The 26694-nt window shown below is 62.0% G+C and carries 20 protein-coding genes and 1 tRNA gene; 13 read left to right on the forward strand and 8 right to left on the reverse strand.

Annotated elements, in window-relative coordinates; translation table 11 throughout:
- Positions 1–3 precede the first annotated feature (3 nt).
- The 3 genes from accD to DDE77_RS15495 all read left to right on the forward strand — a co-directional run bounded on the left by accD (position 4) and on the right by DDE77_RS15495 (position 5085).
- A complete protein-coding gene (gene accD / locus DDE77_RS15485; RefSeq protein WP_108398395.1) occupies positions 4–984 on the forward strand; it encodes an acetyl-CoA carboxylase, carboxyltransferase subunit beta in 981 nt (326 codons plus the stop codon).
- A 95-nt stretch (positions 985–1079) separates the two neighbouring features.
- A complete protein-coding gene (locus DDE77_RS19975) occupies positions 1080–3587 on the forward strand; it encodes a methyl-accepting chemotaxis protein (protein ID WP_157959877.1) in 2508 nt (835 codons plus the stop codon).
- A 205-nt stretch (positions 3588–3792) separates the two neighbouring features.
- On the forward strand, positions 3793–5085 hold the full coding sequence (locus DDE77_RS15495; RefSeq protein ID WP_108398468.1) for a bifunctional folylpolyglutamate synthase/dihydrofolate synthase: 1293 nt from the start codon (positions 3793–3795) through the stop codon (positions 5083–5085).
- Positions 5086–5092: 7 nt separating this feature from the next.
- Here DDE77_RS15495 and DDE77_RS15500 read toward each other — a convergent pair whose 3' ends face one another.
- From DDE77_RS15500 to DDE77_RS15530, 7 genes are all read right to left on the reverse strand, one after another.
- Entirely contained in the window at positions 5093–6760 is a 1668-nt protein-coding gene (locus DDE77_RS15500; RefSeq protein ID WP_245895319.1) for a glycoside hydrolase family 3 protein, read from the reverse strand.
- A 111-nt stretch (positions 6761–6871) separates the two neighbouring features.
- The gene (gene trxA / locus DDE77_RS15505; protein ID WP_108398398.1) at positions 6872–7195 is read right to left on the reverse strand and encodes a thioredoxin; all 324 of its coding nucleotides are present in this window, start codon (positions 7193–7195) and stop codon (positions 6872–6874) included.
- A 77-nt stretch (positions 7196–7272) separates the two neighbouring features.
- Entirely contained in the window at positions 7273–10716 is a 3444-nt protein-coding gene (addA, locus tag DDE77_RS15510) for a double-strand break repair helicase AddA (protein WP_157959878.1), read from the reverse strand.
- Entirely contained in the window at positions 10713–13727 is a 3015-nt protein-coding gene (addB, locus tag DDE77_RS15515) for a double-strand break repair protein AddB (protein WP_108398400.1), read from the reverse strand. Before addB ends, addA begins: the two co-directional genes overlap by 4 nt.
- Positions 13724–14416 carry a nucleotidyltransferase family protein gene (locus DDE77_RS15520; RefSeq protein ID WP_157959879.1) on the reverse strand — a complete coding sequence of 231 codons (693 nt, stop codon included), beginning with the start codon at positions 14414–14416 and terminating at the stop codon, positions 13724–13726. Before DDE77_RS15520 ends, addB begins: the two co-directional genes overlap by 4 nt.
- A 32-nt stretch (positions 14417–14448) precedes the next feature.
- A complete protein-coding gene (locus tag DDE77_RS15525; RefSeq protein ID WP_108398402.1) occupies positions 14449–17328 on the reverse strand; it encodes an FAD-binding and (Fe-S)-binding domain-containing protein in 2880 nt (959 codons plus the stop codon).
- Between the two features lie 311 nt (positions 17329–17639).
- Positions 17640–18353 carry a PadR family transcriptional regulator gene (locus DDE77_RS15530; RefSeq protein WP_108398403.1) on the reverse strand — a complete coding sequence of 238 codons (714 nt, stop codon included), beginning with the start codon at positions 18351–18353 and terminating at the stop codon, positions 17640–17642.
- Positions 18354–18628: 275 nt separating this feature from the next.
- Between DDE77_RS15530 and DDE77_RS19575 the strand changes: the two genes are divergently transcribed.
- Entirely contained in the window at positions 18629–18784 is a 156-nt protein-coding gene (locus tag DDE77_RS19575) for a hypothetical protein (protein WP_157959880.1), read from the forward strand.
- Here DDE77_RS19575 and DDE77_RS15535 read toward each other — a convergent pair whose 3' ends face one another.
- Positions 18785–19777 carry a complex I NDUFA9 subunit family protein gene (locus DDE77_RS15535; protein ID WP_108398404.1) on the reverse strand — a complete coding sequence of 331 codons (993 nt, stop codon included), beginning with the start codon at positions 19775–19777 and terminating at the stop codon, positions 18785–18787.
- Positions 19778–19918: 141 nt separating this feature from the next.
- On the opposite strand from DDE77_RS15535, the gene DDE77_RS15540 reads away from it, so the two are divergent.
- From DDE77_RS15540 to DDE77_RS15585, 9 genes are all read left to right on the forward strand, one after another.
- Positions 19919–20281, forward strand: a complete 363-nt coding sequence (locus tag DDE77_RS15540; protein ID WP_157959881.1) for a GFA family protein — start codon at positions 19919–19921, stop codon at positions 20279–20281.
- Between the two features lie 77 nt (positions 20282–20358).
- A tRNA-Leu gene (locus DDE77_RS15545) sits at positions 20359–20443 on the forward strand.
- Between the two features lie 179 nt (positions 20444–20622).
- Positions 20623–21240: a ribonuclease D gene (locus tag DDE77_RS15550; protein ID WP_108398406.1), complete on the forward strand. Its 618-nt coding sequence runs from the start codon at positions 20623–20625 to the stop codon at positions 21238–21240.
- Positions 21241–21243: 3 nt separating this feature from the next.
- Positions 21244–21876, forward strand: coding sequence for a hypothetical protein (locus tag DDE77_RS15555; protein WP_108398407.1), 633 nt, complete (start codon positions 21244–21246; stop codon positions 21874–21876).
- Positions 21873–22325 (forward strand): lipopolysaccharide transport periplasmic protein LptA, encoded by a 453-nt coding sequence (lptA, locus tag DDE77_RS15560; RefSeq protein WP_108398408.1) that lies wholly within the window; start codon positions 21873–21875, stop codon positions 22323–22325. Before DDE77_RS15555 ends, lptA begins: the two co-directional genes overlap by 4 nt.
- Entirely contained in the window at positions 22322–23080 is a 759-nt protein-coding gene (gene lptB, locus DDE77_RS15565; protein WP_108398409.1) for an LPS export ABC transporter ATP-binding protein, read from the forward strand. Before lptA ends, lptB begins: the two co-directional genes overlap by 4 nt.
- A 473-nt stretch (positions 23081–23553) precedes the next feature.
- A complete protein-coding gene (gene rpoN / locus DDE77_RS15570) occupies positions 23554–25059 on the forward strand; it encodes an RNA polymerase factor sigma-54 (RefSeq protein ID WP_108398410.1) in 1506 nt (501 codons plus the stop codon).
- Positions 25060–25543: 484 nt separating this feature from the next.
- Complete coding sequence (locus DDE77_RS15580; protein WP_108398469.1) at positions 25544–26119, forward strand: ribosome hibernation promotion factor; 576 nt, start codon at positions 25544–25546, stop codon at positions 26117–26119.
- Positions 26120–26162: 43 nt separating this feature from the next.
- Positions 26163–26630 (forward strand): PTS sugar transporter subunit IIA, encoded by a 468-nt coding sequence (locus DDE77_RS15585; protein ID WP_108398412.1) that lies wholly within the window; start codon positions 26163–26165, stop codon positions 26628–26630.
- Positions 26631–26694 lie beyond the last annotated feature (64 nt).

The raw sequence follows: 26694 nt of genomic DNA on the forward strand, positions 1-26694 counted from the left end.
GCCATGAACTGGATCGACAATTTCGTCCGCCCCAAGATCCGCTCCATTCTGGGGCAGAAGCGCGACATTGGGGAAAATCTCTGGGTCAAAGATCCGGAATCGGGCGAGATGGTCTTTTATCGCGACCTCGAAGCCAATCAATGGGTGGTGCCCAATTCGGGCTACCACATGAAGATCAAGCCGACGGACCGGCTCAAGACCTTTTTCGACGACGGCCAGTACAATCTGGTCAGCGTTCCCCCGGTGCCGGTTGATCCGCTCAAGTTCCGCGACCAGAAGCGCTATGTCGATCGCCTCAAGGAAAGCCGCGCCAAGACCGGCTTTGATGATGCGGTTCTTGTAGCCACCGGCAAGCTTTATCAGCGCGACATCACCGTGGCGGTGCAGGATTTCGACTTCATGGGCGGCTCGCTTGGCATGGCCGCGGGCCAGGGCATCATTACGGGCCTTGAAACCGCTGCCAATCGCAAAACGCCCTTCGTGCTGTTTGTCGCTTCAGGCGGCGCGCGCATGCAGGAAGGCGTCCTCTCGCTGATGCAGATGCCGCGCACGACCGTAGCCGTGCTGCGCCTGCGCGAAGCGGGCCTGCCGTTCTTTGTGGTCTTCACCGACCCGACCACCGGCGGCGTTACCGCTTCCTATGCCATGCTGGGCGACGTGCATATCGCTGAGCCCGGCGCCCGCATCGGCTTTGCCGGCGCTCGCGTGATCGAGCAGACAATCCGCGAAAAGCTCCCCAAGGGCTTTCAGCGCTCCGAATATCTCTATGAGCATGGCATGGTCGACATGGTCGTCCACCGCCACAATCTGCGCTCCACCATTGGTTCGCTCGCCTCCATACTGACCAAGGGCGAGCCTGTCGGTGAATTGGCATCGGCCGCTCCATCCATCGCCCGAGCCAGCATGCGCGATGCCGCCTTGGCAGCTGAAGGCGACAATGACGACGATGAGATGACGGTGCCTAGCGCCGCGCACGCCGAGTAAACTTTACCGCTATTTAAGCACGTCGCCTTATCTTTGAGCACAAGAACGTTCGGTGGGGGATCCCGCCGTTCTGTTGTTTGCCAAAGGGGACGCCTGTGCCAAAGTTTTCGATGCCGATTGCGCGCAAGCTGCCACTCGCCCTGCTCGGTTCTGCCCTGCTGGTGAGCTTGGGCGTTGGTCTTGCCAGCTACAAAATCGGCTCGGACGCGCTACGCACAGCGGCGGAAACCAATCTCGCGACCCTGGCCAGCGAGCGTGCTTCCCAGGTATCGACCTATCTCGAAACGGTAGAGAACGACCTTGTCGCGACGTCGCGCTCGGAAGCCACTATTCAGGCGCTTCGCGACTTTGCGGGCGCCTGGCTGTCGTTCAAGGTCGATCCGACGGCCGAAGTGCGCAAGCTCTATGTGGATGATAATCCCAACAAGGACGATCTGGGCGCACTTGAAACGCTGGGCACGACAGGCGCCTATGACGTGCCGCACACCCGGGCGCACAAGGGTTTCCGCACTCAGATGACCGTGCGCGGCTATCGCGACCTCTATCTCTTCGACCTTAAGGGCGCCCTGGTCTATTCCGTCAGCAAGCAAGCCGATTTTGGCACGAGCTTTGCCGAAGGCGGGACCTATGCGGCCACTTCGCTGGGCAAGGCTTTCCAACGGGCCATTGCCATCGAGAACCCAGACGACATCGTCTTTGAAGACTTTGCGCCCTATGAAGTCGCTGGCGGCTTGCCCGCGAGCTTCTTTGCCAAGCCGGTTTTCAACGCGCAGGGCCGCAAGATCGGTGTGCTGGCGTTGCAACTACCATCGGAACGGCTCGACGCTGTTGTCGGTGATCGCAGGGGCCTGGGTGGGACAGGCGAAGTCATCGTCGTTGGTTCCGACGCGCTGCTGCGCTCGGATTCAACCTTTACCGCCGACAATGATGCCCTGCTGACGCCGTTTACCGCGCCTGTATTGGATGCTGCGCTTGCTGGCACGCCCAGCAATGGAGAAACGGGGGAATATCGCGCCACCGACATGCTGGTAGCGGCCGCCCCCATCACCACGAATGGCCAGCCATGGGCCGCAGTGGCCGTTATGGCCAAGAACGAAGTGCTGGCGCCAGTCGCGAACATGCGCAACATGATGTTGCTGATTGGCGCAGGGCTCCTGGCGGTCGTCGCGGCCATGGGCCTACTGTTCTCCCGCACCATTACCCGGCCGATCACCCGCCTCACGGGCACCATGCAGGCCCTTGCGCAAGGCGATCTGGCGGCTGAAGTCCGTGGTGCCGAGCGCACCGACGAATTGGGCGCCATGGCCCGTGCCGTGGAAGTGTTCCGCGAAAACGGCTTGAAGGTCGCTGAGATGACCGAAGCCGAGGCGGCTCGCATTTTGAGCAACCAGGCGGAGCGCGCCGCCATGATGGTCACGCTGCAACGCTCGTTCGGTGACGTGGTCGACGCCGCCATTGCCGGTGATTTCACCAAGCGGGTTGATGCAAGCTTCCCCGATGCCGAACTCAATGCTCTCGCGCATTCGGTCAATTCCCTCGTCGAGACGGTTGATCGGGGCTTGGGCGAAACCGGAGAAGTGCTGGCCGCGCTTGCTGACACAAACCTGACCCGCCGCGTTCGTGGCGACTACGAGGGCGCCTTCGCGCGCCTCAAGGCCGATACCAATGCCGTCGCCGAGAGGCTGGGCGAGATCGTCGGGCAATTGCGGTCCACCTCCGGCGCGCTCAAGACGGCGACTGGCGAAATCCTTTCGGGCGCAAACGATCTGAGTGAACGCACCACTAGGCAGGCTGCAACAATCGAGGAAACATCGGCTACAGTTGAGCAACTTGCCGCCACCGTGCTGGAAAGCGCTGATCGCGCCGAGGCTGCAAGCCTTCAAGCCAAGAATGTGTCGCGCACGGCCGAAGAGGGCGGCGAGGTCATGGCAGCGGCCACCCAAGCCATGGATCGCATCACCGCGTCCTCCGGCAAGATTTCCAACATCATCGGTCTGATCGACGATATTGCCTTCCAGACCAATCTGCTGGCCCTGAACGCCTCCGTTGAGGCTGCTCGCGCCGGTGACGCTGGCAAGGGCTTTGCCGTGGTCGCAGTGGAAGTGCGGCGTCTTGCCCAGTCGGCCGCGAGTGCATCGGCCGACGTCAAGGCGCTGATCGAGCAATCGGCCAACGAGGTCAAGGGCGGCACCAAGCTGGTGTCTGATGCCTCAACCAAGCTCTCGTCCATGCTCTCGGCGATTCGCGACAATACAACTGCGCTCGAAACCATTTCCCACGACAGCCGCAAGCAGGCGGGCGCACTCAAGGAGGTCACCGTCGCCGTGCAGCAGATGGACGAGATGACCCAGCACAATGCTGCGCTGGTGGAGCAAACCAACGCTGCAATTGAGCAGACCGAGGCCCAGGCCGTGGAGCTCGATCGCATTGTCGAGATCTTCACGCTCGACCATCCGACCCCGCGCCTCGTGACTGCGCCAGCTGCAGCGCCGGCCAAGGGGGCCCGGAGCATGCAGGACAAGCTCAAGGCCGTCGCCGGCACCTATCTGCGTCGGGGGAACAACAGTGCCGCTGCGGTAGACAAGGACTGGTCGGAGTTTTAACGCCTCTCGCCGTCGTTCCCTCCATCCTAAAGACCTCCTGGTGAACCCGTTGAACCATGAGGTCGAGTGGGGGGATTGAGCAACTTACCTGCTCTTGAGCCGATGAAGGCTTGGGGTCAGATCTTCTGCAATCCCCCGCGCCATGCGCCTTGCAGCGCATCCGCATCGGCGCTACCTCATCGGCATCTCATTCCGGACCATTCCCATGTCCCGCACCGATGCCATCCTCAAGCGCCTTTCTGGGCTTCATCCCAAGCTGATTGATCTTAGCCTTGATCGCATCCTGCCGCTGCTTGAAGCGCTAGGCAATCCGCACCAGAAGCTGCCGCCGGTGATCCATGTGGCTGGCACCAATGCCAAGGGCTCAACAATCGCCTATCTCAGGGCCTTCCTGGAAGCCGCTGGGCAGTCGGTTCATGTCTACAATTCGCCCCACCTCGTGCGCTTCAACGAGCGGATCCGCCTAGGCGGCAAGCTGGTGAGCACGCCAATGCTTGATGACACGCTGGAGCGAGTGGAGCAGATCAACGCCGGTCGCAACATCACCCTTTTCGAGATCACCACGGCGGCAGCTTTCGTGCTTTATGCCGAAGCGCCTGCCGATTACCTGCTGCTTGAGACCGGCTTGGGCGGCACCTATGACACCACCAATGTGGTGCAGAACCCTCTGGGCGTCGTCATTACGCCCGTTGATCTGGATCACCAGGGTTTCCTTGGCAACACCATCGCCGAGATAGCCGTCAACAAGGCCGGCATTCTCAAGCGCGGCAGCAAGGCCGTGATCGGTATCCAGCAGGAAGAAGGCCGTGCGGTGATCGACCGCGCGGCGCAACGCCTAGGCATCACGCCTCTGTATCAGGGCGAAGAATTCCACGGCGCGGCGCAGGACGGCCGCCTGGTTTATCAGGATGAAGCGGGGCTTCTCGACCTGCCTCCACCCGCTCTCCTGGGTGCCCACCAGTTCGAAAATGCAGCTTTGGCCATCGCAGCCACGCGGCATTTCGGCCTGCCGGTTAACAGCGATGCCCTTGCACGTGGTTTACGCAATGTCGTCTGGCCGGCCCGCATGATGCCGCTCAAGGGCAAGCTACGTGACCAATTGGGTGCCGGCGCCGAGCTTTGGCTTGATGGTGGCCATAATGTCCACGGCGCTCGAGCCATTGCTCACGCCATCGCCGATATGAACCGAACTCGGCCTGCGCCTTTGATCCTGATCATGGGCATGATGAACAATCGCTCGCCTGCCGAGTTTCTCGAGCCCTTCAAGGAGATCGCGCAAGAGGTGGTCGCCGTTGCTGTCCCTGGCGAACCCAATGCCCACACGGCCGATGCCATTGCCACCGACGCCCGTGCTGTTGGCTTGCCGGCCAGCACCACGACGGACGTGGAGGTGGCTCTGGCTCAGGCCGCCAGGACGCCAAACGCGCGCGTCCTGATCTGTGGCTCGCTCTATCTGGCCGGCGATGTGCTGGCGCGCAATGGCACGCCGCCTGATTGAGCTCGGATCAATAACGGCCCTGATCACTGCCCACGAAAGGATCGACTGGGCTTGTTCCTGAAAACGGCTGCCGTCCCATAATGGCTTCCACAACGGCTGCCTGCATGGCTTCATTGGACCCATAAGCGTTGACATAGGCCGGCACACGCGGGGCGTCGTAGAGATAATAGGGGTAGCCGAAGCTGATCATCAGCGTAGGCAGATCGTGCCAATATCGCGTCATGGCGCCGAACACGGACCCTGTAAGCTTGTGCCAGTCGAGAAAGATGCGGCTGCGCGTCAGCAGGGTTTCCTCGGCAAAAAGGTAAAGCACCAGATCAAAGTCGCGCGGGCTGATGCTCATGCCGGGCTCATAAACCGTCACATCGAAGCCTTCGATTATCAGCCGTTCAGGCACGCTGAGGCGCACTGGCGCAGGCGCAAAGGGCATGACCGCTCCTGGAGAGAACACCAGGAGGCGGCCGTACTTGGTGGGCGAGAGGGGAAGGATATTGCGCACATCCTTGACCAGGGTCGGCACGCGCGCGGTAGCGTTCCGAACGGTTATGGCGTTCTGCTCATCCGCCATCAGCCGCTGTGCAACCTCAAGATTCGGACGGGGGCGGTCAGCTTTGTGCAGCCCCAAGGCGGCCTTGAAGGCCAGTACACGTGTGACAGCCTCGTCCACCCGCTCTTGGGCCAGCCGACCATCCGCGACGGCCTTCACCAGCCGCATCAGATCGGCATTTGGATCGTCGGAGAAGAGGATCACATCGCAACCCGAAATGATGACTTCAGGCAAAACTACATCGCGCGGACCCCAATCATTCAGACCCGCCATGGGCGTTGCATCCGACACGATCAGGCCATTAAAGCCCAGTTCGCGTCGCAACAGATCGTGGTTGAGGATTCGTGACACCGATGCGGGCCGGAACGCCTCGGCGCCAGCCTGTGGGTCGAGTGCGCGTGCAAAGGCGGGAAGGGCGATGTGGGCCGACATGACGCTCATCACGCCTTCTGCAATGGCGCGTCGGTAGAGCCACCCGAAGCTCTTTTCCCAGGCATCCATGTTCAGCGGATTGATCGTGGTCACTAGATGCTGGTCGCGGTCGTCATAGCCTTCGCCCGGCCAGTGCTTGACCGTGGCCGCCACACCATGGGCCTCAAACGCAGCGATTTGCGCCAGGGCATGCCGTTCGATCCGCTCGACTTCGCTGCCGAACGAGCGCGTGCCCACAATAGCGCTACGCCATGCGGCGTTGATGTCGATAACAGGAGTGAAGCTCCAGTTCAGGCCAACGGCGCGTGCCTCTTGCGCCATGATGGTGGCAATGGCGGTGGTTGCCTCCACATCGTCCACGGCCGCAAGGCCCAGCGGATTGGGAACGCTGGAGCCGAATGGCAGGCTCATGCGGCTGCCCTCAAGGTCCGCGCTAATCAGGAGGGGCACATTGGTGTCGGCTAGCGATTGCACCAGGTCGATTTCGGCTTCTAGATCGGCCGAGTAAACCCGCGTGATGCCACCTGGCTTAAAGCTGCGCACCGCCTCGCTGACCCGCTCGGGTTCACCGCGCGCCAGAAGAACAAACAGCTGCGCCAGTCGGTCACGCGGCGAAAGCGCTTCACGCGTCGTGTGCACCCAGGCAATGGCTTCATTGTCGAGGTGAAAGGGGCGGGCATAAAGATCAATCGCCACCAAGCATGCTCCCAAGTCTTCTTTTTATGAGGGCGAATTTAGCAGAGACGGTAAAACAAAACACCGCCCGATTGCTCGAGCGGTGTTGGTGTAAACGACGGGAAGTTAAGCTTAAGCGGCGTGGCTTTCGAGCCATTTGGTAAGGCCCGCCTTGGGTGTGCCGGCACCGATCTTCATGTCGGCAGCTTCACCGCCCTTGAACAGAATCATCGTCGGGATGGAGCGAACGCCATACTTGCTGGCCGTGCCCGGATTGTCGTCGACATTAAGCTTCACGATCTTGACCTTGCCGGCCAGTTCGGTCGAAAGCTCATCGAGCACGGGAGCGATTGCGCGGCAGGGCCCGCACCACTCAGCCCAGAAATCCACGAGGACGGGCTCTTTGGAGTTGAGGACTTCCTCGCCAAAGGTGGCGTCGGAAACATGAGTAGCCATGGGATTTTGCCTTTTGTTTTAGCGGCGGAGTGTGTGCGCCTAAAGCTGGGAAGAGTCCAGCCTAGGGGCAAGCACATTCACCGCATGGTGAAGCCCTTTGAACCTGCCGCCAGCAGATCCGGCGGTAAATTCATCAATGATTCCAGTTGTGTCCAGAGAATTGCCGCATGCACCTGCCGCCCGGGGAAAAGCTGACCTGCAACCAACGCATATAATCCAAGCTGGGTGACATAGTTCCCCGGCGCATCCTCGGGCCTTTGGGGCACCGAAGCGTCGGACTTGTAGTCGATCACCGTTACCCCCTCCTCGTCAACCACCAGCCGGTCGATACGCCCAGCCAAACGAATGGGTTCTCCATCCCGTGTGGCATGAACCAGGAATGGCACCTCAGCTCGACTATTTCGGGCAAAGAGCCATGCCAGCTCTGGCCGTTGTAGGATCGACATGGCCTTGTTGCCCAAAAATTCATGCCGTTCTGGCGCCTCGGGCAAAAGCGCCAGCAGCGCCTTGGGCACGATCTGCGGCCAAAGGAGGCGATCTATCGGCACCAGATGCTGCAGCAGGGCATGAAGCACCACACCTTCGCGGCGGGCCTGATCGGGATCACGCGTTTGCTCAAGCAGGCTATCAAGCGCCTGGATGGGGCTGAGGTGGCCCCGCGCCGTCGAAGGGGAAACGATTAGGGGAACAACAGGCTCGGGTACCCGGGCGAGTTCCAGCCCATCCAGCGGTCCTCTGGCAGCTGAACTGACCGATTTCGCAGGAGCCGGGGGCACGCGCTCATGGGGAAAAATCAGCGCCGTTTCCCGTCCGTCCTCGTCCACAACGCTCTCGGCATGGGGCCGAAGAGCGGTTTCGATCGCCTCGTACCAGCTCCCGGCCAATTGCGTGTTTCGGTCGGTACCCGGCGTCAGCGCGCCGGTGACGTATAGCTCGTCCTCGGCCCGCGTCATGCCGACATAGAGCCGGCGCCAATATTCGGCTAATATATTGCCGTCAATCTCCTGCTTGTGCGGCAAGGTGCCTGGCACATGTGCCTTGGTGCCTGCGGCATGGATCAGTAATGGCCCGGGTGTATCGGCCAAGAGGTACACAGGCTTGCTGATCTGCTGACCCATGGGCTTCTTGCTGGCATCTGCCAGAATGACAATCGGCGCTTCCAGCCCCTTTGCCCCGTGCACAGTCATCACGCGCACACCGCCGCCGATTTCAGCAAGCTCTCGCTTCACCGAGACCGAACGCGTGCGCAGATTGGACACAAAGCCCTGCAGGGACGGTTGGTTGGTTTGTTCGTGCTCGATGGCGAGCGCTAGCAATTCAGCGAACACATCATCCACTTCGGTGCCCATGCGCGCATGAAACCGCTTGAGCCCGCCTTCGGCATAAAGCACCTGCGCCAGAAATTCGAACGGCCGCTCGAAATCGAGCGCACCGCGCCAGCGATGGAGGCGATCCGCAGCGTCTTGGCACAGAGGCGCCTTGCAGTGCTCCAGCGCCTGCCACAAGGTTTCGCCCTCTGCGCGCTGGGAAAGCTCGAACAGCTCCTCTTCCGTGACATCGAACAGGGGTGAGCGCAGCAAGGCGGCCAGCTGTAGATTGTCGGCCGGATTAAGCAGCACATCGCACAGGGCCAGCAGATCCATAACGGCAATGTGCCCGGTGACGTTCAGGCGGTCAGCGCCGGGGGTCGGGATGCGGAGCTTGCGCAGGGCGCGGATGATCTCGGCAAACAGCGGCCCACGTGATTGCACCAGGATCATCACATCGTCGGCGCAGACGGCGCGGCCGCGACCGGTCAGCGGCCGTTGCGCCTTGATCCAGCCATCGATTTCCCGGGCAATGCGCATAGCGACCTGGCGTGGTGCGGTTTGCTCGCCTTCCAAAGCCGTAATGGGCCATTCGCTTCCGCCCGCCGCATCTCCGCCCTGTTGCACCGGCGGCCATAGGGTGACGCTGCCGCCCACCATTGTCCGCGCCGTGTTGTGGTGCACCTTGTCCTGCTCCAGCAGCGCGGCCTGGATATGAGGCGCATCGCTGACCAGGTCCACAGCCTGCAGGATTTCGGGAAGGGTGCGGAAGCTCGTATGCAGGGGCAGGGGCTTGAACGGCGCCTGGACGTTTTCGGCGAGCTGGGCATATTCGCGCCCCGTCTCGCCGAAAAGCTTGGGCTCGGCGCCCTGGAATGAATAGATCGACTGCTTCTGGTCACCCACGGCGAACAAGGAGCGCGGCCGATCTACCGCGCCGGCACCGCTAAAGAATTCGGCCGTAATGGCCTTCACCACGCGCCATTGCTCGCCATTGGTGTCCTGCGATTCATCAACCAGGATATGATCAATTCCTGCATCAAGCTTATAGCGCACCCAATCGGCCGATTGGGTTTCAAACAGATTGGCGAGCCTTGAAACAAGGTCGTCGAAGTCAAGGAGCGAGCGGGCGCGCTTGCGGTCCTCGTAATGTTTGGCAATGGCTGCCACGATATCGAGCACGGCCTCGCTGCGGGCCCCTAGCCGAAGCGGCATTAGTTCTGCGTCCAGCGCCGCTACCCGTTCCTGTTCAGCTTCCACAAGAGCAAACAGATCCGGGCGGGCCTTCTTCTGCGCCGCGTTAAGGAGATTGCTGCGCGGCCCCCGCGTGCCATCCGCCTTGTCGGTCATGAAGAGGCTGCAGATTTGGCCGGCTGTCAGCGACTTCGGGTCAAGCCGCGCCAGCAGGTCCACGAACCTATTGCCCTTTTCCGGGTTGCCGTCAAAAGCGTCCCGGAACTGGGCAAATACTGCAGGCGTCAGCGCCGTACCACCAAGGATTTCCTCAACAACGTCCTGTTCGGTTCGATCCCCCACCTGCAGGAGGCGCCGCAGATTGTGTTTGCTCCGATCAATGTCGCGCAGCACGGCCTTGAGCTTGCGGCCATCGCTCAGTGCTGCATCAATCGCGCCCTCGATCTGGCTGTTGCTCAGCGTCTCGAACAGGGTTTCAACAGCACCCTGGATGTTCAGCCCTTCGGCCAACACCCTTTCGCGTGCCTGGAGCACCATGCCATTGCGCTCTTCATCCTCGATGACGCTGAAGTCAAAGGGGACGCCCGCTTCCAGAGGGAAGCGGTGCAGCACCGATTCACAAAATGCATGGATGGTGACGATCTTGAGCCCGCCTGGCGTTTCGAGTGCACGAGCAAACAGGGTCCGTGCCCGCTCGCGCATCTCGTCGGTCAGGCCATCACCTTCGATGGCGACCAGTTCCTTTTCGAGCAGCGCGGGCTCGAGCACCGCCCATGCGCCCAGGCGCTGTGCCACGCGCCGGCGCATTTCGGCGGCTGCGGCCTTGGTATAGGTAAGGCACAGGATTGCTTCGGGCTTTACCCCCGCGAGCAACATGCGCAGCACACGCTGCGTCAAGACATAGGTCTTGCCCGATCCAGCATTTGCCGACACCCAGATAGACCAACCAGGATTAGCCGCCTGCGCCTGGTTGCGTGCCGTATCGAACGGCACCTGCAAAGCGCCACGTTCCCCGCTCATGCCTCGCCCTCCTCGCCGTCGACCGAGGTCCATTCGGCGACACGCGCCAGATGCTCATAGGCGCCGGCAAAACGCTGGCCGGGCAGCGGCAGCAATCGCGCGGGCATAGGTACATCGCCGAACAAGAAGTGCACTACATGCCTTTGCATGCGCTGCGACAGCTCCTCGGCGGCTTCCATCAAGCCAAACCCTTCGGCCGGAACGAAGTCCTTGGTGGTGAAGGCCTCTGGCCCCAGCCCGATCTTGATATAGGTGAGGCGCGAGGTTTGTGCAGCGGCAACGCCTCCGAGTGCGCCGATCTCGGCCATCTTGGCTTCCAGCAGCAATTGCGGCACTTCGAACGCCTGCATCGCGCCTTTGGACGGCACGGCGCCAGTCTTGAAGTCGATGATTTCCAGCGTGCCATCAACCATCTCGTCTACACGGTCGGCGCGGCCAGTCAGCACGAAATCTTCGGCAAGCTTGAGGGTCCAGCGGCCATCGATTTCGGCATGGCGCTTTTTGACCAGCGGCTCGCGCCGTCGCTCGAAGCGCAGGAATTGCTCGGCGGTGGTCGCAAACCGCCGGAGCCAGATATCACGTCGCTCGGCAATACCCTCCAGTCCCGAGAACTTGCGCTGGGCAATATGCTTGAGCACATCGAGGGCATCTGGTGCCGAAACATCATGCCCTTCCATGACGAACTGGGCGAATATGTCATGCGTGATGTTGCCGCGCTCGCGCGCATCGGGGTCCTCGCCCAGCGGGTCAAGGGGACGTAGCCGCAGCACATGGCGCGCATAGATGTCATAGGGCGAACGCATCAGCGTTTCGATTTCAGTGATCGAGAGCTTGCGCGGGCGCAAATTGACGGGCGGCGCCGGCACGGGGCGTTCAGCCGATATGGTCGCAGGCACGGCATCGATGCGGCGGGCCTGTTCCAGCCAATACGAGCCCTCGGCCTGCCAGCGCTCGGCGGTCTGAGCCCCTGCAAAGGCTTCGAGCCGCTGCACCAGCCGTGACGCGATCGCCGGACCTGACCCGACGCGGTCCGAAAAACTGACGATAACTTCCTTGTTCCCAAGGCTCTGCGCAAAATCATGCGCAGCTTGTCCTTGCCGTCGCTCGGGTGGTTCCAGGCCTGCGGCAAGGCGCATGCCCCGGCTCAACCAAGGACCGGGATCTGCCGCTTCGGGCCATTTGTCTTCGTTGAGCCCGGCAAGGATCAGAAGGTCGGGATGCTGCAGCCGCGCTTCCAGCTGGCCCCAGATGGCGATGTCGTTGCGGCGTTCCTCGTGCGTGCGCACCTGAAACCCAACCATCAGCGCTGCCAGAACGCTTTCCAGCTGCCGCGGCGCGAAATGGTGGCCTTTGCCGTGCTGCGCTTCCATCTGCGCCGCCCAGTCGTCGAGCTCCTGCCGGCCTGGGATTTGGGCGCCATCTGCAACATTGGTGAAGGCCGAACAAAGGGCTTTTGCCAGATCGCTGGAGCAGATCAGCGGCGCCTCGATCACGCGCACCAGCGGCTCAATGGCCTCTTCGATCTTGTCGAGCAGTGCGGCAATGGCCTCGCCCTCGTGGGGTCGCAGGCGTAGCGAGGGGTATTCAGTGGTTCCGTCCAGATTGTCTTGCAGAAGCTTGCGCACGCTGGTGAGACCCGGATTAAGCCTTTGCCCGCGCAGCAGACCCAGCTCGATTGAATCGGCAAGCCGGGCGATTTCCAGTCGCTCCATGCCGAACAGCGCTGCGCGATTGCGCAGGAGGCTCATCAGATCCACCGGGGTGCAGCCATTGACCGCCAGCGCCAGGATCTGCCGCAGCAAGCGGCCTGCTCCTGACTGGAACAGCGGGGCGCCCGCCGCGTCATCCACAAAGATATCAAAGCGCTTGAGCTCTGCCGCGACACGGCGCGCTAGGTTCCGGTCAGGGGTCACAATACCCACCGTCTTGCCGTCCGCTAGTCCCTGGCGCGCCGCAAGCGCAACAGCTCGGCCCTCTTCATCCTCGTTGCGGGCACGGATCACAGCCAATCGTTGGCTCGCTGCCTCAAGGTCAGCGGCGGACAAGCGGTTCTCGGCCCAGCGCGCCGTGTCCTTGGTGAGTGCCAGAGCGCGGTTGACGAGGATCGTGCGTGGCGCTTCAATCTCGGCCAGTTCGGTGACTTCCGCGACACCTGCTCCCAAATGCCGCAGCAGCTGCGCCAACTGGTACTGCGGGTGTCCATGGGGATTGTTGTTGTGGTCGAGCAGGGCCGCGTGATCGCTGGCGGTCATGCTGCAATCGAGCCCCGGCAGCACCACTGCGCCCCGCGGCAGCAGATGGATGGCCTTGAGCAATCGGGCCGTGGCGGGAATGGAGCCGGTGGAGCCTGCAGCAATCACCGGGCGGTCCTGGTAGATCAGGGGGGCGGCGATGGCCTGCCGGTCTAGCCGCTGGCTGCGCAGGCTTATGGGATCAGTCTTGCCATTGTCGCGGAGCCAGTCGGGCCAGAACTGGAGGGCTATATCCAGAAAATGCAGCGTCTGCTGCCAATAGGCGCTGAGATTGGCCTCCACCTCTGAAACGATCGCCCGCACGTCCCCGGCTGTGCGCTCTTCGCTGACGAGGTCATCGATCAGATCGCCGAGCGACTCCGCCATGGAAAGGATTTCACCGGCCGTCGGCGGGGTTGAGAATGCTTCCCGGCCCGCTTCCGTTTTGGCCCAAGCATCTACCAGTTGCGATAGCAACAGCCGCCGCTCCAGCGCCGTGGCGGAGGGGGGTGGGATGGGCACGTCGAACGGGGGCAGGAACGGCTCTTCGTCCTCCACTTCGCCGCCAAAGGTGCGGATATCGGGGAGCAAGCCTTGTCCGAGCTCTGCGAACTCATTGGCCAGCGCCAGCTTGGCGCGGCGCGTTGGGACGACAATGGTGACGTCGCTGAGCCAGAAGGGATGGGAGGTGTCGGCCCCACCCAGCAGCGTGCCATCGAGGACCTTTTGCGCCAGTGTGCGCAGGAAAACGGCATGGGGGGCGATGGAATAAAGCGTCATGGCTGGAGCTGCCGCTCGGCCTCCGCCAAGGCTTGCGGGTCGCCCACGTGGAACCAGCGGGCGTCGAGCGCCACGCCTGCTATGGTCTCGCGGTCGATGCACCGCTCGAACAGGTCGTTGAGCGAGAATGGTCCGTCCGGCGTGCCGTCAAAGAGCTTCTTGCCGACCAGCGCCACGCCGCCATAGATGACCGGAGCGCCATAGTCGCGGGTCACAAGCCCTTGCGGGGAAAGGCAAAAATCGTGACTACGGGCAAAGCCAGTGGCATTGCGGGGGTGAACGCACAGCAGCACCATCTCGACGCCGTCATGGTATCGGCCAAGCATCCGTTGCAGCGGGGTGTCGCTGCCGGCGGGCCAGAAGGCGTCGGTGTTCATCACAAAGAACGGGTCGGAGTGGAGCATGGGCAAGGCGCGCTTGACGCCGCCGCCGGTACCCAGCAATTGCTCCTCGCGGCTGACCTTGAGCAGGCCGCCGAAATGGGCGAGAACCTGGTCGGCGCGATAGTGCGCATTGGCCATAAACCGTTTTGCGCCCTCAATTTTTGCCGCATCCATGATGCGCTCGATGAGCGGCACGCCGGCCACTGGAACCAGCGGCTTGGGCAGGGTTTCGGTGAGTGGCCGCAGCCGCGTGCCTAGCCCTGCCGCAAGCAGCATCACATCGGGGAATCGCTGGTTTTCGCTCATGGTCGGATATGACCGGGCGGTTTTTGGCTTGTCTAGTGTGCTGGGCGGCTTGCCCACTCAACAAGACTTGCGAGACTCACAAACGGGATACCGGCGTGCTCGGAAAGACCCGAGGCGCAGGTGCTGACGGTGGAGACGCCCAGGGTGCAATTGGGGGGTATGTCGGACTGGACGAAGCGGGTGGCGTGCTTGTTAAGTTCTGGAAAGAACAAGCCTTTATCGCCCGCATAGCCACAACAGCTCACCGATGAGAGAACCGCGATACTCTCGGCACAGGCTCTGGCAATGGCCTCGGTCATGGGCTGTTCGGCCAATCTTTGGGCTGAGCAATTGTGGTGTACGGCTACCACTTCGAGTTTTCGCACAATTGCTATTCGCGTTAGCAGACTGTTAGCAATGAACGCCGCGGAATCGATCACGGGGGCATCGCCGGGGAATTCCTTGAGATGTTTGGCACAGGTCGAAGCGTCGGTCACGACGCTGAGCTGTCCGGCATCGGAAAGCGCCGACAATTCCTGCTTGAGCTCACCGCCAACGCGCCGGGCCTCCTCGGGAAAGCCCTTGGACTGCCATGGCTGACCACAGCACTGCCCTGTGAGGTGCTCGGGCATGATCACGTTGAAGCCGGCGCGCTTGAGCAGGGCCAGCATGGCGTCCGGCGCTGACAGCAGACCGTGCTCGGTCTGGGGTGAGCCAAACATGCGGGTGGCGCAGCTGGGGAAGTAGACGATGGATTGTTGTCCGGCCGACGCAACGCTCGAGGGCCCACCCGGACCATGGCGCAGGGTGGGGGCCACACGCGGCACGCGGTCGCCGGTGAGCTTGCGCGCCGTGTCGGTGAGAGCGGCAACAGCTTCGGCTGGAACGATCCGGCGCGCGGCATCGGCCAGGGCGGTCCCGCCGCGCATCATGGTTTCCACGGCACCGCGATGGTCGGCCGCAAAGCCCGCAACCGAGCGCGCCGTGCTGCCGCGCCGGCGTTCGCGCTGGCCGATGATCATGGTGCCAGTCTCGATGCCGACAGGGCAGCGGGTGGAGCACATATTGCAGGCTGCGCAGGTATCGAGGCCGGGATATTGGAAATCCTGGTCGAGCTGCTTGAGGCGCTGCGGGTTTTCGCCCGTCGCGCGCAGGCGTTCGCGCTCGCGCGTCACTGCGATCCGCTGGCGGGGCGAAAGGGTCATGTGGTGGCTGGGGCAGGCGGGCTCGCAAAAGCCGCACTCGATGCAAAGGTCCACCAGCTCGTCGGCGGGCGGCATGACCTTGAGGTTCTTGACGTGAATATGGGGGTCCGCGTTGAGCAGCACGCCCGGATTAAGCAGCCCTTCGGGATCAAACAGCGCCTTGATCCGCTGCATGATGCGGTAGGCGGCGGGCCCCCATTCGGCCTCGACAAACGGGGCAATGGCGCGGCCCGTGCCGTGTTCGGCTTTGAGCGAGCCGCCATATTGGATGGACACCAGCCGGGACAGGTCTGCTGAGAAGCGATCGAATTTCTCGGCTGAGCCTTCCAGGGCGAAATTATCGCTCATCTGGAAATGCAAATTTCCTGCAAGCGCATGGCCGAAGATGATGGCGTCATCATAGCCGTGGTCATCCAGCAGCTGGCGCATGTCGAGCACGAATTCGGCCAGGCGTTCGATGGGCGCCGCGACGTCTTCGGTCAGCATGGTCGTGCCCTTGGGTCGCGCCGCGCCGCCCGAGGTGAAAAAGCCCTTGCGGATATCCCACAAGGCATGACTGCGCTGCTCGTCGGTGGAAAAATCGATATGCCTAGCGCCATGGCGCTGGAGAAGGGAGACGGCCCTCTCGGTTTCGCGTGCCAGCGTTTCCGCATCGGGCGCTGTCACATCGATAAGCACGGCGGGGGAATCGTCGGTCAGCCAGGGCAGGAGCGGTGCCATGGGAGCCAGATGCTCCACCGTCTGCAACGCCCGCCTTTCCATATATTCGGCGGCCGTGATGCCCGTGGTGACCTGCACCCCGCCATTGGCCATCTCGATAATGGCGCGACCGGCCGATTGCGGATCGGGGAAGGGCACCAGCGCCGTGGCCTTGTGCGGGTGCTCGGGCACGGTGTTGTAGGTGACTTCCGAGACAAAGCCGAGCGTGCCTTCCGAACCCACCATGAGGTGAACAAGGATATCGAGCGGGTCGTGGTAATCGACAAGCGCGTTGAGCGAATAGCCTACCGTGTTCTTGATGCGGTATTTGTGGCGGATCAGCGCAACAAGGTCCGGGTCGGCCATGACATCGCGGTGCAGTTCGGCAATGCCCTCGAGCATGGGGGCATGGGTGATGCGGAAAGCGTCGCAACTGGCCGGATCGCCTGAATCGAGCATGGTGCCGTCGGTGAGCACAATCCGCAGCCGCGCCATGGTGTGGTAGGTGTTCTGCGCCACGCCGCAGCACATGCCGGACGAATTATTGTTGACCACGCCACCAATCTTGCAGGTGGCCTGGGAGGCCGGGTCTGGCCCGATTTTCTTGTTGAAGGGCTTCAGGGCCCTGTTAGCCTGGGCCACGATAATGGCGGGCCCCAGAGTAATCTGCTCGGCGCCCGGATGGATGTCCAGCTTGCGCCAGCCATCGCCCAGGACAGCTAGGACACCATCGGTGACGGCCTGGCCGGAAAGCGAGGTGCCGGCGGCGCGGAAGGTGATCGGCAGATTCTCCGCGCCTGCCGCCCGCATGACGGCGCGCACTTCGTCCTCGGAATTGATGAAGACCACGGCAGCCGGGATCAGCCGGTAGGAGGAAGCATCTCCGCTCCATGCATAGGTCATCAGCGGGTCGGTGAACATCCGCCCTTTGACCTGGCCCTGGAGCCGGGCAACGACACGCTCCCCGGCGGCCTGCCGGTCGGGAGTGGCAATGGTTTGCTGGGTGGAGGATTGGAGAGCTTGCTGCATGAAGCCTAACTAACATGTTAGTTCGCGCGGCTAAACCCCCTGCTGTTGATTAGGTTGGTTGGTGCGCGCCCAAGCAGGCACGACCTCGTGATTCGACAGGCTCACCATGAGGTCTACTAGGAGAAGGGACGCAGGCCCCGGCTCCAGTTTGTCCCTCTTGCCGAGGACCCTCGGGCCTGACCAAGCCTATGTTCCGCAGGAATGATGCCTCGGCGGCCTCATGGTGAGCTTGTCGAACCACGAGGCCGGCGAGTGGAGGCCGTGCCGCGCTCCCATGGTTCGATGGGTTCTCCATGAGGTTCACGGCACGATCAGAGATCGACTTCGTCGTCTTCACCCAGAGCCTCGATGTCCCGAGCGGCCTTGCGCAAGATTTCGGCGGCGCGGCGTTGCTGGTCCGGGCTGGCCTTGCGGGCGGTCTTGATCGCGGCCTTGAGGGTGCGGCGGGCGTCGTTAAGTTCGGGAACGACATCCTGGAGGTCGCGGTCGGCTGGTTCGGCAGACTGATAGTGCGCGGATTGTGCGCCATGGCCTTGGCCCGCAGCCTCACCGCGGCCAACGGGCCAGTCCGCACGGGCGAATTCGCGGAAGCGGCTCATCTGTTCGCCCGCCTTGTGCAGGAACGATAGAGTCGATTCGATCGCCTCGCGATTGTCGGCCAGATGGGTGCGGCCTTCGGGGGTGATGGTATAAAGCTTCTTGTTGCCCTCGCTTTGCGAGGTAACAAAGCCGGCTTCTTCAAGGAAGGTCAGCGCGGGATAAACCACGCCGGGGCTGGGCGCGTAGAACCCGCCCGATTTTTCCTCGATGGCCTTGATGAGGTCATAGCCGTGCCGGGGCTGCTGCTCGATAAGGTAGAGCGCAACCAGCCGGATATCGCCTGCAGCGAGCATGCGCCCGATGCGGAAATTGCCCCCTAACCAATCATTGCCTTCCATGCCCGCCGCCAGCCGGTTCCAACCGCGGCGCGCCATGGCTTCCATGCGGCGCCAATTGGGGTCCCCGTTCTTCCAATCATTGGCCATGATGTGTCTCCGATATGTTTTGTGTGCTGAACAGGAGATCGGAACAGGCAGGAGATGTTTCAAGATATATCGCACGATTGTTTTCGGCGGCGATGTCGTGCCGAGGTCGCTGTTTCCTGGCGTGCTGAGAAAGAGGCTGCGGCCCTATCTTGCCACGCAATTGTGGTTCGACAGGCTCAACATGAGGGCTGTTGTGAGGGCAGGGGGTTGCGGGGCAAGGAACCTTTTCCTGGCTCCAAGCCTTTATCGTCATGGGGAAATCCAGGGAGGATGGGATGACCGAGCGCAAGGCCGACCATGACCGATTAACTGCAGCCCCCCAGGGGGCAACAGCCAATAGGACGCCCAAGCGCAAGCGCTTGCCGTCGGGCTTGATGCTTTACGGCATCCTCACCGCACTGGGTGGGCTGGCGCTGCTGGTTGTGGAGTAGCTAGGCTTCCGAGGTGGTGTCGGCCGCGGCGCGGTCGAACTGGCCATGCTTGCGGAAGCGCCACATATAGCTGGGCAGCACATTGTCCATGGAGGTGGGTGTGATGCCGAAGGCCGCAAAAGTGCGCTTTTCGCTGATGGCTTCCTCGCTTACCACATTGTCGACATGCAGCAATTCCACCTGGTCCGCAGTAAGAAGCGGGCGACCGGGCAGGATCTTGAACGGCAGGGCCATGAGCTTGGCAATGCCGGCCGGGACCGGCAGGAGCGGGCGGTTGCGCTTGGTTTCGCGCTTGATGCGCTCCATCAGCTCGCGATTGGTTTCCACCTGCGGGCCGCCAAATTCATAGATGCGACCGGTGCGGACCAGCCCATCGGCGGCCATGGCAATGGCTTCGGCAACATCGCCCACAAACACTGGCTGGAAGCGCGTATCGCCCCCGATCAGCGGCAGGATGGGCAGGACGCGCGCAAGCGATCCCATCTGGTTAAAGAAGCCGTCATCCTGGCCAAACATCAGCGAGGGCCGCACGATCACGGCGCTGGGGAAGGCCTCGAGAACACCGCGCTCGCCTGCCAGCTTGCTGTCGGCATAAACACTCACATCGGCAGCCTTGTCGACGCCCAGCGCCGACATGTGGATCAGATGCGTTGCGCCCAGCCGCTTGGCGGCGTCGGCAATCATCACCGCGGCCTTGTTGTGAATGGCGGCAAAAGTCTGCTCGCCCTTTTCAAAGCCGATGCCCACGAGGTTGACCACGATATCGGCGCCGGCAATGGCGCGCTCGATCGAAGCGAGATTTCGCACATTGGCCTGGATGCGCACGACCTGGCCCACGCCCCCGCCGAGAAGGGTCACCTGCCGCGTCAGGTTCGGACGGCGCACGGCGACGCGCACCCGGTGCCCGCGCCGGGCCAGTTCCTGCGCCACTTGTGTGCCCACAAAGCCCGAGCCACCAAAGATGGTGACGAGTTTGGGTTCGAGGCTGTTCATAAGCAAGGCTCCGCACGGTGCTGGGTTTTTCCAGCTTCTATCCCAAGCGCGCCGCCGATGTCGAGGCCTGTAGGGGCGAATCGGGCTTGACTCTCTCCGAGCAATGTTCTTGATATGTTCCGTAAAGCAAGGGAGGGTTCAATGCCGGAGCGTCAGACTTACCAAGGCCAATGCCATTGCGGCGCTGTCCGCTTCACGGCCACAACCGATCTTGGAGCCATGGGCGATTGCAATTGTTCGCGCTGCCGCCGCCTGGGCTCGATTATGCAGCCGGTGGCCGAAGCCGATTTTTCGCTGGTGAGCGGAGCCGATGATCTGGTGTTCTACCATTTCAACACGCACAAGATCGATCACCAGTTCTGCCGCGTCTGCGGCATCCAGGCTTTTTCGAGCGGGCTGGACGACAAGGGGCAGAAAACCTTCATGGTCAGCGTTCTTTGCCTCGAAAATGTGCCGCCCATCGATCGCAACAGCATCACCCATTGGGATGGCGCGAGCTGGTGAGCGGGACGGGGAAGATGGGACGGGCAAAGAAAGCCGATTGACAAGGGCGCCCCGTGCCCCTAGTTACACCGGCGCTTGCCCAGATGGCGGAATTGGTAGACGCGCACGGTTCAGGTCCGTGTACCGCAAGGTGTGGAAGTTCGAGTCTTCTTCTGGGCACCAGAATTAGAGAGCCCCGGCTCCGGTGAAAACCGGGCCGGGGTTTTTGGTTTTCTGGCCCTAGGGCTTGCCCGGTGAGCGGGGAGGCACGCTCTGGCGGGACCGCGCAACGGCCGCCCATGCCTTTCCAACGCCTTGATGCTGTGCCAAGAGAAACGGACCCTTCCTTGCACGAGCACCTCATGGCCATCAGACTGCATCGCGGCGATCTGCCCAATCTTCATAATTATGACGGCCGCGAAGTTGCCATCGATACCGAAACCATGGGCCTGCAGCCCCATCGCGACCGACTCTGCGTAGTGCAATTATCGGCAGGCGACGGCAGCGCCGATATCGTACAGATCCCGCAAGATGCCTCCGAGGCGCCCAATCTTGTGAAGCTCCTGGGCGATCCCGCGGTCACCAAGATTTTCCACTATGCGCGGTTTGACGTTTCGGTGCTGCGCAAGCGCTTCGGCGTGGTGACGGGGCCTATTTTCTGCACCAAGATCGCCTCCAAGCTGGTGCGCACCTATACCGACCGGCATGGGCTAAAGGACCTTGCGCGCGAATTGCTGAACGTGGATCTATCCAAGCAGCAGCAAAGCTCGGATTGGGGCGCCGACAAGCTCAGCGATGCCCAGCTCGATTATGCGGCCTCTGATGTGCTGTATCTGCATGATCTCAAGCGCCACCTTGATCGCATGCTGCGGCGCGAGAACCGCTTGGAACTGGCCCAGCAATGCTTTGATTTCCTTGGCACGCGCTGCGAGCTGGACCTGCTGGGCTGGAACGAAAGCGACATTTTCGCCCATAGCTAGCCCATGAGCACCCATACCCATCAGGACAGATCGCTGATCTACCGGCGGCTCGAGGCGCGCAACCGCCTTGTGGGTGTCCTGCGCATTGCAGTGCCCCTGTCCGGATTGCTGATTCTCGGCGTGCTGCTGGTGCAGATCTACCTTTCAGGCATGGGTGACAGTTTCAGCATTGGCCGGGTCGAGGTGACGCCCGACAATATCTCGGTGGAAGCGCCCGAATATGCGGGGATCTTGAGCAATGGCACAACCTATCGGGTGAGCGCGGCTACGGCGCGTGCGGCGCCCGGAGCGGCCCACCTCATCACCCTGGCCGATGCGGGCTTGACCATGACCAAGCCCGATGGCGTCCAGATCCATGTTCACGCCGATCAGGCGGTGCTTGATACATCGGCCGAGGCCGTCGTGATCAAGGATCTCGCCTATGTCGAGGATTCCACTGGCACAAGCGGCATCATCGCCGATTCGGTTTTCGATTATGCCGCCCAAACCTTGGTGGGACAGGGCGCGGTGAGCCTGCAATATGCCGATGGCACCACGCTGGACGGGGAGGGCCTGGTGTATGATCTGCGCCAGGCCGTCTGGACTTTTACGGAGGCGGACGTCACCTTGCCCAGGACACCCGGAAGCGCCCCATGATCCGTTCTCTTGCCCCGCTGCTCGCCCTCCTGCTGCTGGCTGCCCCTGTTGCGGCCCAGCAAAAGGTCAACATCACGGCCGACCAGTTCACCGTGGATGAAAACACCAAGCAGGCTGTGTTTAACGGCAATGTGGTGGTGGTTCACCCCAGCGTCACGGTCAATGCCGACAAGGTCGAGGCGGTTTATGGCACGGGTGGCGCCAGCGACATCGAGAGTTTCGTCGCCAGCGGCGCGGTCAAGCTCGAAACACCCGATCAAACGGCAACCGGTGAGCGGGCCGTGTTCAATCCGGGCGACCAGCTCTTGCGGCTGACGGGCAATGTGAAGGTCACCAATCCCTCTGGCACGGTGGATGCGCAGGAGCTGGTGGTGAACCTTGCCACCAATGTGTCCACCTTCACCTCCTCGGGCAATGGGCGGGTGACAGGGGTGTTTACCTCCCAATGAGCGAGGCGCAACCCAAGGGGCGCATCGACCAGACTGGCTGGCTGGTTGCCCATAATCTGGCAAAGAATTTCGGCAAGCGCGTTGTGGTGCGCGATGTGTCTATTGCCGTGCGGCGCGGGGAGGCCGTGGGGCTGCTCGGACCCAATGGCGCGGGCAAGACCACGGTGTTCACCATGATCATGGGGCTGGTGAAGCCCGACCATGGCGCCATTTCGCTCGATGGGCGGGCAATCACGCATTTGCCCCTGTTCCAGCGCGGACAGCTGGGTATCGGCTATCTGCCGCAGGAGCCCTCCATTTTCCGCGGGCTATCGGTGCGCGGCAACATCCTAGCGGTGCTGGAAAACCATGTGCGCAACAGGGCCGAGCGCAAGGCGCGGCTTGAGTCTTTGCTGGCCGAATTTTCCATCGAGCATCTGGCCAACAGCAATGCGCTGGCGCTTTCGGGAGGCGAGCGGCGGCGGGTGGAGATCGCGCGGGCGCTGGCAGCCGATCCGGTGTTCATGCTGCTCGACGAACCCTTTGCGGGGGTGGACCCCATTGCCGTGGCGGAGGTGAAGGGGTTGGTCAAGCAGTTGACGCAGCGGGGAATCGGGGTGCTGATCACCGACCATGCCGTGCGCGAGACGCTGGGGCTGGTGGATCGCGCCTATGTGATCCATGGGGGCAAGGTGATGATCCAGGGGCGGCCGGAGACCATCAGCGCCGATCCCGATGCACGGCGGGTGTATCTGGGGGAGAATTTCGAGATCTAGGGGCACCTTGTGGTGAGGCGAGTGGAAGCCGGGTACCACGGCCTCGTCCTTCGACAGGCTCAGGATGAGGGCTGCTGGGCGAGGGAGGCTGGGGAGGTAGATGAGCGAACGCTTTGAGGCCGCAGGGCTATCCACGCCGTCACCACCCGATTTGTTCGGGTGGTCCATGCAGTGTCAGGGCAGGGTGGATTGCCGGGACAAGCCCGGCAATGACGGTGTGTGTGGGTGTGTGTAACAGTAGACCTCATCCTGAGCGTGCCGAAAGATGAAGGCGTGGCACGCTAGCCTCCACTCGTACAGCCTCGTGGTTCGACCGGTTCACCCTGAAGCTTCTGATATCATTGCCAAGAGCGTAAACTCACTTGGCACAGAACTTGCCCATGCGCTTGCGCGGAACACAAAAATGCGTTTATGGTCCGCGCGGGAAGCTGCCGGGAGCGGCAGGGTAGTTTTGCGCTAAAGGTCTTCGCCATATGGCTCTTTCGCCGCGTCTCGAGTTTCGGCAGGCCCAAAGCCTGACCTTGACGCCGCAGCTCATGCAGTCGATCCGGCTGCTGCAATTGAGCCATCTTGAGTTAAACGAATTCGTTGAAACCGAGCTGCTGCGCAATCCGCTGCTGGAGCGCGAGGATGGCCCGGAACCCGACGAAGGCAGCGAGCCACCCGAGCGCCCGACCGAGATCAGCGCCTATGAGGACACGGTGGATCGTGCCGACCGCATCCAGGATGCGGCATCGATCGCTGATGGCTATGACACGTCGGTGGAAAACGTCTTTCCCGACCAGGCAGCGCAGGACCAGCTCAATCCCCAGTCGCGGCTGGACCGCAATGGGGCAAGCGAAGGCGGTGAAGCGCCGGACCTTGATCAGTTCGTCGCCTCGCGCCCCCAGCTGAGCGAGCATCTGGAAGCGCAAGCCAACATGATCCTGCGCACTCCGGCTGATCGCTTGATTGCGCAGCACCTGATCGATGGCCTCAATGAAGCGGGTTATCTCGCCATTGAGCTCGAGGCACTGGCCGAGCAATTGGGCGCCGAACTGGCCGATGTGCAAGCGGTGCTCCAGGCGCTGCAGGGCTGCGATCCCGTGGGTGTTTTTGCGCGCAATGTCAGCGAGTGCCTCGCGCTGCAATTGCGCGAGCGCGACAGGCTCGACCCCATCATGCAGCGCCTGCTCGACAATCTTCCCATGCTGGCCGAGCACAACCTGGCCGGGCTGATGCGCGCCATTGGCTGCGACCGGGAAGATCTGATCGATATGCTGGGCGAAATCCGCCAGCTCGATCCCCGGCCGGGCCTCGCCTTCGATTCGGGGCCGAGCGAGGCGGTGGTGCCCGATGTGTTTGTGCGACGTGGGCCCGATGGCGCCTGGCAGATCGAACTCAATAGCGAAACCCTGCCCAAGGTGCTGGTCAATCGCGTTTATTACGCCAGCGTCAGCAAAAAGAGCCGCGGCCCGGCGGAAAAGGCGTTTCTGAGCGATTGCCTGCAAACGGCCAATTGGCTGACCAAGAGTCTCGACCAACGCGCGCAAACGATTCTCAAGGTTTCCGCCGAAATCGTGCGCCAGCAGGACGGCTTTTTGACCCATGGCATTGCCCATCTCAAGCCCATGACGCTCAAGATGGTGGCCGAAGCCATTGAAATGCATGAATCCACCGTCAGCCGCGTCACGGCCAACAAATACATTGCCACGCCCCGGGGACTGTTTGAGCTCAAATATTTCTTCACCACCGCGATTGCCTCCAGCGATGGTGGCGGCGAGCACTCCGCCGAAGCGGTGCGCCACCGCATCCGGCAATTGATCGATGCCGAAGAACTGAGCAATATCCTGAGCGACGACACGATCGCCGAAATCCTCAAAAAAGAGCAGGGGATCGATGTGGCGCGGCGGACTGTGGCCAAGTACCGGGAGGGGATGAATATCCCGTCCTCGGTAATGCGCCGGCGGCAGAAAAAGAATCTGGCGGATGTGGGGTGAGTGGAGAGCGGCAATCTGCCCCACCTTGCCGGGCTTTGCGGCACCCCCCCCCTGCTCGCGAACAACATGGACCACCCGAACAAGTCGGCTGGTGACGGTGTGAAGGCTTCGCGGGGTGGTGACAGTGCGGACCCCGTGGTGATGACGCACTGGCGTGGCACCCCCACTCTCGGTCCCTCCTCTCAGGGCGAGGCAGGGGCAGCCCAATTTTGCGGTTTGGAAAAGCGTTTCAACAGTTCTGGGGCTGGGTCGGCTGACCCAATCAGTCTTTTTGCCGCGGGCAAAAAGGGCTCCAACGCAATCCAAGGCGTAGTCCGGTGGTGAAACGAACCGGATAGTGCGCTCGCGCATTGCCCTTGCGAGGCACGTGGGTCTAGCATCCCTTGTCGTTATGGCCCATGATGGGCGGCGGCAGACGTGATCCCGAAACCGGGAAACGGCTTCGGAGATCCTCGTGTCCAACGACAACAAGGAAGAGGAAGCCATGACCCTACGCGTTTCAGGAAAGAACATGGACATCGGTGAGGCTTTGCGCGGCAAGGCCGAACAGCACATCGACAATGTCGTCACCAAATATTTCGATGGTGGCTATGACGGGCATTTGACGCTCACGCCTGATGGCATGGGCTATCTCGCCGATTGCGTCGTGCATCTGGATACCGGTGTGGTTCTGCAGGCCAGCGCCCAGGGCGGTGACCCGACCGTGGCCTATGAAGCCATGTCCACCAATATCGAAAAGCGCCTGCGCCGTTATAACCGCAAGATCCGGCAGCGGCCGCGGGGCATCAATGGCGTCGAGGATGGCATGACCGCCGCCTATACGGTTCTGGGCTCGGGCGCCGAGCACGAGGAACTCGAGGAAGATTATGCGCCTCCGGTGATCGCCGAAAGTACCAAGAACCTGCGCCAGCTGAGCGTGGAAGAGGCCGTGATGGAGCTTGATCTGACTGGAAGCCAGGTCGTGATGTTCCGCCATGCTGGACATGGCGGCCTGAATGTGGTCTACCGCCGCTCCGATGGCAATATAGGCTGGATCGATCCAGCATTGGGCGCGAACTGACGACGCCCGCAACTTCCCATGTGTAGACTTCAAGGCGTTGCGAATGGAATTGGCCGATATCCTGGCGGAGCGGGGCGTGCTGTATTGCACGTCCATTTCCAGCAAAAGCCAGTTATTCGATGAACTTGCTGGCCGTGCAGCGGAATTGACCGATTTACCGGTCGAAACCATTGCAGAAGCCGTGCAAACGCGCGAGGACCTCGGTTCCACCGGGCTCGGTAACGGCATTGCCATTCCCCATGGCAAGATCGCCGGCCTCAAAAACGTGACTGCGCTGTTTGCCCGGCTCGAGGAGCCCATCGATTTCGATGCGGTCGACGACCAGCCGGTCGACATCGTGGTGATGCTGCTCGCGCCAGCCGGCGCGGGCGCCGATCATCTCAAGGCCCTCTCGCGCTTTGCTCGCATGCTGCGCACCGAGGAAGTCGTGGATCAGCTGCGGCGCACCACCGATCCTGCCCGGATCCATGCGCTGCTCACCTCCGATTCCACGACCCATTACGCCGCCTGAAGCGGACAATAAAAAAGGCTCTGCAACCCCGAGGGGCTGCAGAGCCTGATTTCTAAGACCCTGT

Origin of the sequence: Devosia submarina (genome assembly GCF_003056345.1) — a bacterium.
Classification (GTDB): Bacteria; Pseudomonadota; Alphaproteobacteria; order Rhizobiales; family Devosiaceae; genus Devosia; species Devosia submarina.